At 40.7% G+C, this 12671-nt stretch carries 9 protein-coding genes; 8 read left to right on the top strand and 1 reads right to left on the bottom strand.

Features of this window, described 5'->3' with window-relative positions:
- The first annotated feature begins 60 nt into the window (after positions 1 to 60).
- The 6 genes from E4S40_RS07305 (at position 61) to E4S40_RS07280 (ending at position 7504) form a co-directional block, all read left to right on the top strand.
- On the top strand, positions 61 to 1770 hold the full coding sequence (locus E4S40_RS07305) for an alkaline phosphatase family protein (protein WP_202615345.1): 1710 nt from the start codon (positions 61 to 63) through the stop codon (positions 1768 to 1770).
- 99 nt (positions 1771 to 1869) lie between these two features.
- A complete protein-coding gene (locus tag E4S40_RS07300; protein ID WP_135072683.1) occupies positions 1870 to 3273 on the top strand; it encodes a DUF1254 domain-containing protein in 1404 nt (467 codons plus the stop codon).
- Between the two features lie 6 nt (positions 3274 to 3279).
- Positions 3280 to 4692, top strand: a complete 1413-nt coding sequence (locus tag E4S40_RS07295; protein WP_135072682.1) for a DUF1254 domain-containing protein — start codon at positions 3280 to 3282, stop codon at positions 4690 to 4692.
- 99 nt (positions 4693 to 4791) lie between these two features.
- Positions 4792 to 5859, top strand: coding sequence for a hypothetical protein (locus E4S40_RS07290; RefSeq protein WP_135072681.1), 1068 nt, complete (start codon positions 4792 to 4794; stop codon positions 5857 to 5859).
- An 11-nt stretch (positions 5860 to 5870) separates the two neighbouring features.
- The gene (locus E4S40_RS07285) at positions 5871 to 6650 is read left to right on the top strand and encodes a porin family protein (RefSeq protein ID WP_135072680.1); all 780 of its coding nucleotides are present in this window, start codon (positions 5871 to 5873) and stop codon (positions 6648 to 6650) included.
- Between the two features lie 56 nt (positions 6651 to 6706).
- Positions 6707 to 7504, top strand: a complete 798-nt coding sequence (locus E4S40_RS07280) for a hypothetical protein (protein ID WP_135072679.1) — start codon at positions 6707 to 6709, stop codon at positions 7502 to 7504.
- A 144-nt stretch (positions 7505 to 7648) separates the two neighbouring features.
- Here E4S40_RS07280 and E4S40_RS07275 read toward each other — a convergent pair whose 3' ends face one another.
- Entirely contained in the window at positions 7649 to 7879 is a 231-nt protein-coding gene (locus tag E4S40_RS07275) for a hypothetical protein (RefSeq protein WP_135072678.1), read from the bottom strand.
- 413 nt (positions 7880 to 8292) lie between these two features.
- Between E4S40_RS07275 and E4S40_RS07270 the strand changes: the two genes are divergently transcribed.
- Positions 8293 to 9549, top strand: a complete 1257-nt coding sequence (locus tag E4S40_RS07270; protein WP_135072677.1) for a prolyl oligopeptidase family serine peptidase — start codon at positions 8293 to 8295, stop codon at positions 9547 to 9549.
- A gap of 93 nt (positions 9550 to 9642) precedes the next feature.
- Positions 9643 to 12450 (top strand): family 78 glycoside hydrolase catalytic domain, encoded by a 2808-nt coding sequence (locus tag E4S40_RS07265; protein WP_135072676.1) that lies wholly within the window; start codon positions 9643 to 9645, stop codon positions 12448 to 12450.
- Positions 12451 to 12671: the final 221 nt, after the last annotated feature.

Below are 12671 nucleotides of genomic sequence, written 5' to 3'. Positions count from 1 at the left end.
AAAAGGATTCGAATTGGTGGCCCTCTGACCTAAGTATCAACTAATCTAAAAGTAGGTCTTATGGGAAAAAGGAAAATGATATTAAAATCATTACTGCTTTTAAGCGTAATTATATTTTTTGGTTCAAATAATCCGTTTGGCCAAGGCGAATCAAATCCCAAATTGATCCTACAAATAACTGTAGATCAACTAAGGGCAGATATGCCCAGAACTGTGTATGATAGATTACCTGAAGGGGGGTTTAAATATTTATACAAACAGGGAATTGTTTACGAAAATGCTCACCACCGCCATGCTAATACCGAAACAGTAGTTGGACATTCCACCTTAGCAACAGGTGCCGACCCCTCCAAACATGGCATGATTAGTAATTTATGGTACGATAAAGATTTAAAACGTACCGTATACAATGTGGAAGACTACCATTATCCGGTGATAGGTTCAGGTAGAGGTGTAGACAAAACCATTGAGATTGATCCAACCCAAGCGGCTGCTTCAACCGATGGAAGATCACCTTCAGCAATAATTTCAACCACATTTTCTGATGAATTAATGATGTTTACCAATGGCAAGTCCAAAGTATTTGGTGTTTCGGTAAAAGATCGTGGCGCAATTCCCATGGCAGGGCATGCCGGAAAAGCATTCTGGTTTAGTAAAGCCACCGGTGGGTTTATAAGCAGCACTTACTACTACGATGAATACCCTGGATGGGTGAACAAATGGAATGAGAAAGAATGGTATAAATCCTATGCAAATAAAAGTTGGGAGTTAACAAACGAAATTTCAACCTATATACATGGAGAAGAAGATGACATGCCTTATGAAACAAATCTTCCTGGGTATGGTGTAGTATTCCCACATCCTTTTGGAGATACGGACAATGGATATTTCACAACCTTTTTAACACTGAGTCCGGTTGGAGATGAATTGACATTGGATTTTGCAAAAGAACTAATCGTAGCTGAACAATTGGGTACAGATAATTTTACTGATTATCTATCCGTCAGCTTTTCATCAACGGATTATATTGGACACACTTTTGGCCCGGCAAGTCTGGAGAGCGAGGATAACCTGATCAAGCTTGACAGAACACTCGCAAATTTGATCAATTTCGTGGATGAAAAAATTGGACTGGAGAATGTACTCATTGTTTTTTCAGCCGATCATGGGGCACCTGATGTTCCTGACCGCCTGAAAAAGTTTGGAATTGATGCTGGCTACTTTGATATCAATTCGGTTGATACCTCAGCCATTAGAGAGGTATTTAAAAAGAAATTTAACCTAAGTGAAAAAATTGTCTCCGGTTATTTCCATCCTTATGTGTATTTAAACCGCGACATTATTGAACAGAATAATCTGGATATCGATGAAGTTTCGCGGACCCTGGCCAAAGAATTACAAAATCAGGAAAGCATTGCTTTTGCCATTCCTTCTATTGATTTACTGGAAGGCAAACTTGCAGATACTGAGCTAAACAGGTCGGTATTAAGGAATTATAATCCTAAAAGATCAGGTGAAATATACATTGTAAACGAACCCTATTGGTATATCAATGATTTTGATGGTTTACAAGTAACGAGTACACATGGTTCACCATGGAAATATGATTCTTCTGTTCCCATAATTTTTGCAGGAAATGGTTTGAAGCATCAAACTGTTTTTCGGAATGTAGAAACGGTTGATATCGCATTGACTTTATCCAATTACCTAAAAATTAAAATACCATCAGCAGCTTCAGGACAACCTCTGGTAGAAATACTCAAGAAATAACCATTGCATGCATTTCATATACTCAACGGTATAGTACTTCCGAAAAGCGGGCTGCAGAGATGTAATTTTAGTGTTTTTAACCCATTAAAGTAAAGCAAAATGAAAAAGTTACTTGCCCTCATTTTTATTTCTTCAATCATTTTCGTTTCAACTCGTTGTGCCGAAAAGGAGCAAAATATAAACCTTGAGGAAGCCCAGCAAATTGCTGAAGAAGCATACATCTTTGCCTACCCCATGTTGGAACATTATAAAATGATGTTTGCCATGGCCATGTATCCCGAATCGGGAGCATACACAGCACCATTCAACGTTTTGTATCATAAGCCAGAATTGAGTACCGCGAAAGACACCATTATTGTGCGGCCTAACAATGATAATATCTACTCATCCGTCTGGTTTGATTTAAGTGAGCAACCCCAGATCTTAAAAGTCCCTAAGATTGAAGACAATCGCTATTATTCCTTCCAGATTATTGATTTATACACTCACAACATCGGTTATGTGGGAACACGTGCTACAGGTTTTGAGGAGGGTAGCTACCTTTTTGCAGGCCCTAATTGGGACGGAGAGGTTCCTGATGGCATTAATAAGGTGTTTCGATCTGAAGGCAATTACCTCCTAGCCCTTGGCAGAACGCAGGTCTTTGGGCCGGATGATTTGGAAACTACCAATAAGATTCTCGAAGGGTTTTCAGTAGAATCACTCAATGTTTTCATCGGCTTAAGTGAAATAGCAAAGATTCCTGACAACCCGAATATCCCTCCTTTCAATCCCAATCAGATAAAGAACATCAATTTCATCTCTTATCTAAATGCATTGATGGCGACAGCCTCCATTCATCCTTTTGAAAAAGAGTTGTTCGACAGATTTTCTAAAATTGGTATTGGACCGGGTAAAACATTTAATGAAACTGGCCTTGATCCAGAGTTAAAAGCGGTGATTGAAACGGGAATAGCCAATGCGATGAAAAAAATTGAAGCAGAAGTTTCCAACCTAGGAGAGCGGCAAAATGGATGGATGTTGATTTCGGGAGCTTTTGGAAACCGGGAATTCATGCAGGGTAAATACTTGAGAAGAGCAGCGGCAGCATATTTTGGACTTTGGGGAAACAACTTGGAAGAAGCTTACTATCCAGAAGCTACTGTAGATGCAGACGGTGAAGATTTAGACGGATCTAAGCACAATTACACGGTTCATTTTGAGGCAGATCGACTTCCACCTGTAAAAGCTTTCTGGTCCTTCACAATGTACAAATTACCCGAGCAATTGCTTGTGGCAAATGAGATCGATCGCTACATCATAGCTAGTAATACAAAAGGCCTAAAGTATAATCCCGACGGCTCTCTGGATATCTATATTCAAAAGGAGAATCCAGGCCCCGATTTAGAGTCGAATTGGCTTCCAGCACATGACGGCCCCTTTTCTCTTCAGGCCCGTTTTTACTGGCCGGAGCCTGAGTCCCTAGATCCACTATATGTACCACCAGTAGTTCAAAAAAATTAGAGAGTGATGAAAAAGCAAACTATTTATACCCTAATCAAATCAGGCCTTTTTTTAGTAGCCTTAATCTTCCTGAATTCTTGCAACACGCAAGAGGAACTTAGCCCTGAGGAAGCGCGCGCCATCGCCAAAGAAGCTTATACTTATGCGAATCCCATGGTGGATCACTATCGCGGACTTCATAATTATTTCGTGGACAAAAACAGCCCGGACTACAAGGGCCCCTGGAATAAACTGATTAACCTGGCTAGGGTTTATACTCCTGAAGACCGTACAATACAAACCCCAAATTCGGATACCCCCTATAGCTTTGCTGCATTGGATTTGCGTTCAGAACCAATGGTGCTTACAGTTTCGGATATTGAAGAAGGACGTTATTTCAGTGTGCAATTAATTGATATGTACACCCATAACTTTGCCTTTATCGGAACCCGAACCACAGGCAATGGTGGTGGCAATTTTCTTATTGCCGGACCTGAGTGGGATGGTGAAACTCCTGATGGTATAGAAAAAGTAATCCGTTCCGAAACGGAGTTGGTTTATGCTGTTTATCGAACCCAACTATTCAATCCCGATGATCTTGAAAATGTGAAGCAGATCCAAGACGGATATCAAATTCAACCGCTATCCTCGTTTTTAGGAATTTCTGCACCAGAAACAGCACCTGAGGTACAATTTATTGAACCATTGACTCAAGAGGAAATTAGAACATCCCCAAAGGTGTTTGAGCAGCTAAACTATCTTCTCAAATTCTGCCCTGTTCATCCATCAGAAGCAGATTTAATGAATCGCTTTGCAAAGCTGAGAATTGGTGCGGGTATGGAATTTAATTGGGAAGATTTTTCACCCGAAATTCAAGAAGCGATTAAACTCGGAATAGCAGATGCTTGGGAGGACTTAGCCGCAATCAAGGCAAAAGCGGAAACCGGTGAATTAGGTTCCGGAGATGTATTTGGGAATCGCGGTCATCTAAACAATAATTACAGCCTGAGAATGGCTGGGGCGGTATTGGGAATTTGGGGAGTGAGTGCTGAAGAAGCTGTTTATCCTTCCTATTATGTTGACTCGGATAATCAACCTCTCAATGGTGCAAATAGATACAAGCTTCGATTTGAGCCAGGAAATTTACCTCCAGTGGATGCGTTTTGGTCCTTGACCATGTATGAGCTTCCGGCAAGCCTTTTGGTAGAGAACCCGCTTAATCGATATCTACTCAATTCACCTATGGTGGATGATTTCGTTTTTGACGAAGATGGAGGGCTAACCCTTTATTTTCAAAATGAATCTCCAGGAAAAGAAAAAGAATCCAATTGGCTGCCTGCACCAAAGGGACCATTTTCAATAGTTATGAGATTATACTTACCTAGAAAAGAAGTGCTAGATGGAAGCTGGAAACAACCTAAAATATACAAGGTGAATTAAAGTATGGATCAGCCCGAGGTAGTTGAGCTCTAATCTCGCTTTCTTCTACTCTCACTGGTTTTACTTACGCTAAATGCCACATAAAGAAAAAAACCTGCTATGAAGAAAATTTTTAAAATCCAGGCAATTTTCCTTCTCCTTTTTGCCTTACTCCCTTTCTCAACAGAGGCGCAAAAGGGGAAAAAAGCGAGTACGAGTGATTCCTCCTATTTCGAAAAACCATACCCATATATTTTACCAATTCTTGGTGATAAGGCCCACAATGCTAAGGTTCGTCTCCCCTTCCCTATGGGCATCATGGTAAATAATCTGGTAGGTACCCAATTTTTATCCCTTACAGATTTATCCTTGGGGTTTGGAAGATTTTCAGATCCAAACCCACCCAATATGATCGATTTAAGTGAAGTGGTGGAATTTGAAGACATAAAGGCACAAACTAGCACACACAATATTCGAATTGACACTTGGGTATTACCCTTTTTAAATGTGTATGGAATTGTAGGTCAAACAAAAAAGGCAGACATCAATGTCAACCTAACGAAACCAATTCCATTGGATGTAAGCACAGAAGTAAGTGGAACCTATGTAGGCTACGGACTGATGGCAGCTGGGGCAGTTGGTAGATTATTTGCCTCTTTAGACATGAATCAGACTTTCAATTATAATCCTAGATTAGAAGAACCTGCAAAGGTTACCATATTCGGAATTAGAACAGGGCCGGTCTTCAAATTCAAGAACAGACCTCAGAGTAATGTTACTTTTTGGGCGGGTGCTATGCTCACTTCCTTCAATAGCGAAACTACAGGAAATATTCCATCCTTAGAACTAGCCCCTAATGCTCCTGAAAGGATCCAAGAGCTTCAGGGAAATCTGGATAATTGGTATGAAGATTTGAGCCCTGCAGACAAACTCAAATATGCACTTATCTATAATAGACTCGGAGAAGGATTGGACAATTTGGGAGAAAGCATACAAGATTCCTACATCAGCTATTCTTTTAATAAAGGCATAGAAAATCCTTGGAATATGCTCATTGGAGCTCAATGGCAATTGAATTACCGCTGGCAAATTAGGACAGAGGCCCAATTTCTGGGAGACCGAACAGCAGGTCTATTTTCCTTGAATTATCGCTTTGGAATAAAGGGGAAAAATTGGTTTTCAAATTAACTATTTCTGCTATGATTCTGATCACATCAAAACTAAAAGAATTGAATTCATTTAAGAACAAGCTTTCTCTTCTATTCTTCCTGTTTATTTACTTTTTTACTTTTCAAAATTCTAATGGCCAGGTACTTATATCTTTACTTTTCGGAGACAAGCTTAACTCAGAAAATATTGAATTTGGTCTCGAGGGAGGATTCAATCAAGCCCAACTTCGTGGTTTGGAGCAATCCAAAAGCCAGGGATTTTTTCACTTGGGATTATATTTTGATTTCAGAATGAAAAATGACCTATGGCTCAATACAGGAGTACGAATTAAATCAAATGCAGGTGCCAAGGATATTCCTACGTATTCACTTCTTGACCCAGAATTGGACGCTATATTCAATGACGGTAGCATATCAAGAAGGCTGGGATACTTTTATGTTCCAGTTCATCTAAAATATAGACTCGGGAAAGAGAAAAAGTTATTTGTTCAAGCTGGTGGTCAAATAGGACTCAGAAACAAAGCCTCCGATGAGTTTTTAAACTCCTTCATTGACCAAGACGACGCCTCATTTTTACTTGATATTCGAGAACAAATCAGAGGGATTGATGCAGGACTTTCAGGTGGTTTTGGATATAAGTTAGGGAAGAATGGAATGAGCTTGGGATTGACATATTATTACGGATTGGTCAATATCATGAAAGAATCCAACTTGGAACAATATGACTACTCCTCTCAAAATTCAAACTTATATCTTTTCATGACCATCCCGGTAGGAGCTGGTAAAAAAGAAGCCAACTCTAGCCAATAAGTAAAGTTATTTAGCTATTTTTTAATAAGGAATTAGTTTATTTAAACAGATTCAAAATGAAAAAGCTATTTGTATTAATATTGCTCTCCTTTTCTTTGAATTTTGCCATTGCTCAAGAAGGCCAGCTAGACTTTACAGAGAAGCAAAGTGACTGGGGATTTCACCTTACACCTTATGCACTTTTAGCTTCTCAATCCACAGATGTAGGAGGCCAAAAAATCCGACAATCCTTTTCAGACTTGGCATCAATAACCAATGCCGGATTTCAAATTGTGGCTGGAATAAGGTATAAACGCCTATCCCTAAACTTTGATGGAACCTTTGCGAGGTTAGGCGAGGAGTTTCCTGATCCTCCTCTATTGGTTGATTTAAAGGTGAAACAACAAATATTGGATCTGAGATTGCGCTACATCCTATTTGAATCCTATGAATCAGGCCAAAACGGAGTAATCAAAGGCTGGTCAGTAGCGGCAAATGCAGGCCCCAAAATTTGGAGGAATAACTTAGAACTGGATTATAGCCTGGTATTTGGAGACCGGGTTTTGGATGAAGGAACACTATCCGAAGATCAAAAATGGACTGATTTGATGCTTGGGTTACGTTCTCAATTTATCATTAGCAGCAAATTTTTAGTAACCGTAGACGGAAGTATTGGGGGATTTGGATGGGGAAATTCCTCAGACTTCTCTTCAGATCTTACTTACCTAAATTCATTTAAAATAGCTAAGCATATCCTAATAAATGCTGGATTTAGGTCATTCAGGTATTCCCGAACGGATCCTTCAGATACAGGGGATTTAAGTACCAAAGTCAAAGTACAAGGTCCAATTTTGGGTGTTTCTTTTGTTTACTGAAAGTAAAAATTAAGTTTTATTCTGATTTCAAATCAATAGAATTGATTGCCACTTTAATTCTTCTATAAACAAAAAAAGGTGAGCAAAGCTCACCTCTTTCTAGTAACCAAACAATCAACCAAATTAACCCTTACGAGTTTGTCTTTAAGAAGCCTCAGTTAACTGGGGCTTTTCTGTTTTGTAAATAGTTACCTGAAGGACTTCAGGACCTTTGGCACTTTCAATTCCGACTTGTGGTGTTGGTTTAGTAGTTTCAAATCGGGCAGTATGTTGCAGCTGATCGGCTTCCACTTTTGCTTTGATAACAATCGTCAAAGCCATGGCAAATCCCAGTGCAGCACAGATATTTTTTTGGGTAAAGAATGTAGTATTCATGGCTTTCAATAATTGGTTTGTTTTCGTGATTACCCTATATGCCAAAAGACTACCAAAGTCAAAAAAGGCTCAAAATGAGCTGAAATCAAGGTTTTAAAGGAAAAGCTTGTACGATTTCGGACAGTGTTCTATCGCGGACGGACAGAAACTGGGCAAGTTTCAGGTTTCACTTTTTAGGAGATTTAAGGAAAATGAGAGCAATTGAATGGTTTTCTAGTTGGCGGATTACAAATCATACAGTATCGCTTCGGAATTACAAATTCCGAAGAGCTCAAAAATAGAATCCACTCGAGAAATGCTCTTTTCCATGACAGGGCAGGACAGTATTCTTGAGACTATTAGTTTGATTCTATCTTAGTATTGAACAACCACTCCTTTTATCTAATAGATCACCAAAATAACTCTCTCTAACAATGAAACATTTTATCAAAATTTTTACCCTAATCTGGCTTTTCGCAAGCCTAAATGGCGCCCAAGCTCAACACTCATACAAACTTGTAGTAGAAGGCTTTGACTGGGGGCCAGCTGTGAATAAAGTGATCCTTTCTCTTGATCAAACAACTACTGAAGTGAATGCAGCAGATTTCACAGTGAATGCCACTCGAAAGTTGGAATCAGTTGATCAACCCATTCAGCCTGCACAGGGTCCGCGGGAGGTTCTTTCCGCATATGTATCGGACGAAAATGGTAATCGAGTGGATGAAGGAAGTAATGTCACCTTAGTTTTGGCAGTAGGACCTAGACAGCAGATAGCCTCTCCTTTTCAGTATGTTCGAGGAAGCGGAAATCTCTGGGTAGATTATCAACTTAGCATTACGGATGGCAATCAAACATGGGATCAATTTACTGGAAAAGTGATGCCTTTGGTTGATCAATTTGATCTAACTGGCAAATTCACTTCAGGTGACATATCTCTTACCTATGCTTCTTTTACACCGAAAAAGAAAGAAGGAAAGTCTCCATTAGTCATCTGGCTACATGGAGGTGGTGAAGGCGGAACAGACACCACTGTACCACTATTGGGAAATCGTGCAGCAAACTATGCCTCTGAAGAAATCCAGCAATATTTTGGTGGAGCTTACGTACTTGCACCACAAACTCCTACTCGCTGGATGGATAGTGGAGAGGGAACTACTAGAGGAGAGCGAGATGATATTTACTTCGAAGCCTTGAAGGGTTTATTTGATGATTTTACTGCTAAACACCCGGACATTGACACCGACCGAATTTATGTAGGTGGCTGTAGTAATGGAGGGTACATGAGTTTGAAACTACTTGTGGAATACCCAGAATATTTTGCTGCAGGGTATATCAGTGCTTTGGCTTACAGAGCCCAAAATCTAACTGATGAGCAGGTACAAGATATCAAGGACATCCCAATGTGGTTCATTCATTCCAAAGACGACTCCACCACAGTTGCAAGCAATACGGTGATACCCGTTTATGAGAAGTTAAAGGCAGCTGGAGCACCAAATGTTCATTTGACTCTTTATGATCATGTGGTGGATATCACAAACGTTTATGGTGGGGAGAATTATTACTATCCAGGTCATTGGTCATGGATTTACTCTCATGCGAATAAGTCTCAAACTGATTATGATGGCAGACCGGTTACCGTGAATGGTGTACCAGTAACGATCATGCAGTGGCTGGCTTTACAATCGAAATAAATCAGACTTATAAATTATCCTGATTTCTTGCTTTTTGTGAAACATAAAGCAATTGTTTCATTATTCTTTCCACAGCTTCAAAAACCCAAAATCATGAAGAATTTAATCCAGTATTTGAAGGCTTCCTTGGTGGTTATTTTGATCACAATTGGATGTAGTCAAAAGGAATCGAATCTTCCCTTGTCCCCCATTGAGTTAACCACTGAGTTTCTTGAAAACCCTCCAGTAATTGACGTGGAAAAACCCAGACTTTCCTGGATAAATTCTGCCAATGAAGGGCAACGAGGGCAACGACAGACTGCTTATCAAATTCAGGTGGCCAGCACAAAAGAATTGTTAGAATCAGGGAAACCTGACGTTTGGGATTCTGATAAAGTGAGCTCAGAAGAATCGTATTTGGTTATTTACAACGGCCCCAAATTAGAATCTACTGAGACATATTATTGGAGAGTCAAAGTCTGGAATTTACAAGACGTCCCTTCAGAGTGGAGCTCCATTGCGCATTGGGGAATGGGTCTTCTTGACTCCTCCGAATGGCAGGCGAAATGGATCGGGGCTCCATGGCAAGGGGAAGAACCTCTTCCGGACCCGGTAAATCCAAGAGCGAGCCTAAGCAATGATCAATTCGATGTAAAATCTTCCCTTCCTCCTCCCGCACCTTTGTTGAGAAAAGAATTTACCATTGAAAAAGAAGTGGCTGAAGCCAAAGCTTTGGTCACGGGATTAGGATACTTTGAGTTTTATCTAAACGGTGCTAAAGTCGGTGAAGATGTCCTCATCCCAAATCAGACAGATTATGGCCACCGGGAGGGAATAGAAACGGATCGCGTTCCGATTGAAAATAACTTCACTAGATACAAGGTGATGTACCTGAGCTACGATATCACCGATCAACTCCAGCAAGGAAATAATGCCATGGGAGCTATTCTAGGAAATGGCTTTTATAATGCTCCAAAAACTTGGACCGCATCCTATGGAACGCCACGATTCTTAGGCCAGATTTACATCAAGTATACCGATGGAAGTGAAGAAATATTGATCAGTGATGAATCTTGGAAAGCACATAAAAGCCCAATAATCTCAGATCTTATTTATGAAGGTGAGCATTATGATGCTAGGCTGGAGCAAGAAGGGTGGAGCAGCCCAGGCTTTGATGATTCTGAGTGGGAAAATGTCGCTCTAAGAAAGGCTCCCGGTGGAGATTTAGTTGCTCATATGGCAGAGCCAGACCGGGTCATGGAGGTATTTGAACCACTCCAAATCACTGAAGTCAATGAGGGGCATTATGTGGTCGATTTTGGTGAAGAAATTACAGGATGGGTAAGACTTTCCAATCTAAATGGAGAGTCTGGAGAGAAAATATCCATCCGATACATTTCAAACGACAGCACCTCCGAAACGACAGGTTCCAATTCTTACATCATGAATGGTTCCGGAGACGAGTCCTATGCCACCCGATTTAGCTGGTATGTATTTAGATATGCCGAGCTTACAAACTGGCCTGGAGAACTCACTGCAGATCAGCTTACTGCGGAAGCTGTCTATACGAATATTGAAACGACTGGTGAGTTTGAAACCTCAAATGAGCTTTTCAATAAAATCAATGAAATCTGGTGGAGAAGCCAAACTGATAATATGCATGGTGGAATCGCAAGTGACTGCCCAAATCGAGAGCGGTCTCCCTATACGGGAGATGGTCAAGTGGCCTGTGTCACGGTGATGCACAACTTTGATGCGAAGGCATTTTACCGAAAATGGATCGACGACATTGTTGCTTCTCAAAACCCGGAAACAGGATATGTACCAAATGGAGCCCCATGGCAACCCGGCTGCGGGGGTGGTCCTGCATGGGGTGCTGCAATTAACATCATGCCTTGGGAATACTACCTTCATTATGGAGACAGGCAAATGTTAGAAAACACCTATGAGGGAATGAAAGGCTACCTCAATTATATGAAGGAATGGACCGACCAAAATGGTGTGATGTATTCTCAACGGACCGGGCATACCGATGAGCCATTTCGATGGGTAAATCTTGGAGATTGGGCACAGCCTTTTGATTTACCACCGGATGCACTTGTACACACCTTCTACTTATGGAGGTGTGCAGATTTCACTGCAAAAGCAGCAAGAGCACTTGGTTACAATGAGGAAGCCATTGAATTTGAGGCCTTGGCAGAACAAACCATGCAAGGATTCTACGGTGAGTTCTATGATGAGGAAAAAGGAACCTACGGACCTAACGGAGGAAATATTTTTGCTCTTACCATGGGGGTACCTGAAGATCAGGAACCAAGGGTGATAAATGCTTTGAAAGAGGACATCGCAGCACGGGATGGGCATCTGGACACAGGTATCTTCGGTACTCAGTTTTTCTTTGAGGTACTAGCCGATTATGGAATGAATGATTTGGCTTATGAAGCGATGAATAAAACAACCCAACCCTCCTTTGGATGGTGGGTGGAAAATGGAAATACCACTTCTTGGGAACATTGGTTCCGCCCAGGTTCCGGGAATCATCCGATGTTCGGAGGTGGCCTGTCCTGGTTTTACAGAAAGTTAGCCGGAATGAACGTAGATATCGAAAACCCAGGCTACAAGCATATCATTTTCAAACCCCAACCAATCGAAGACATGGAATATGTTTCTTATTCCAATGTGACACCATATGGGGAAGCTGGTATCCATTGGGAAGAAGTGAATGGCAAATTCAGTATGAAGGTGACAGTTCCGGTAGGCAGTACTGCCACCGTGCATGTGCCTTTCAGTGATCCTTCAAAAATCATGGAAAGTGGATCCCAAATAACCAACGATGAGAATATTAGCTTCGAAGGAACTGAGGAAGATTACAGTATTTACAAAGTGAATTCTGGGGTTTACACCTTCAGCTTTGATTCTTAACTATTGAAAAAATTGGGATGCAAGAAACGGTCCAGTTTGAACCAAGTCTCCCTTCCACTCAAATGATGATGGATCAATATTAAGTGAACACAATTAACACCTTCATTCTATTATAAAGTCCAAACCAGTCAAATGATTGGCTTGGACTTTTTTTCCGGACTACTCGAATATTTGAGTGGTTTTAAGCTTTGGTAAATAAATAGTAAAATTACTTACACCAA

It is taken from the genome of Algoriphagus kandeliae (assembly GCF_004571135.1).
Taxonomy (GTDB): domain Bacteria; phylum Bacteroidota; class Bacteroidia; order Cytophagales; family Cyclobacteriaceae; genus Algoriphagus; species Algoriphagus kandeliae.
Note: the sequence above shows the minus strand (reverse complement) of the source record. Positions and strands in the feature narration are given on the sequence as shown.

Coding starts and splice junctions, on each gene's coding strand:
- E4S40_RS07295 (WP_135072682.1), top strand. CDS start 3,280: ATGAAAAAGCAAACTATTTATACCCTAATCAAATCAGGCCTTTTTTTA.
- E4S40_RS07280 (WP_135072679.1), top strand. CDS start 6,707: ATGAAAAAGCTATTTGTATTAATATTGCTCTCCTTTTCTTTGAATTTT.
- E4S40_RS07305 (WP_202615345.1), top strand. CDS start 61: ATGGGAAAAAGGAAAATGATATTAAAATCATTACTGCTTTTAAGCGTA.
- E4S40_RS07290 (WP_135072681.1), top strand. CDS start 4,792: ATGAAGAAAATTTTTAAAATCCAGGCAATTTTCCTTCTCCTTTTTGCC.
- E4S40_RS07265 (WP_135072676.1), top strand. CDS start 9,643: ATGAAGAATTTAATCCAGTATTTGAAGGCTTCCTTGGTGGTTATTTTG.
- E4S40_RS07300 (WP_135072683.1), top strand. CDS start 1,870: ATGAAAAAGTTACTTGCCCTCATTTTTATTTCTTCAATCATTTTCGTT.
- E4S40_RS07275 (WP_135072678.1), bottom strand. CDS start 7,879: ATGAATACTACATTCTTTACCCAAAAAAATATCTGTGCTGCACTGGGA.
- E4S40_RS07270 (WP_135072677.1), top strand. CDS start 8,293: ATGAAACATTTTATCAAAATTTTTACCCTAATCTGGCTTTTCGCAAGC.
- E4S40_RS07285 (WP_135072680.1), top strand. CDS start 5,871: ATGATTCTGATCACATCAAAACTAAAAGAATTGAATTCATTTAAGAAC.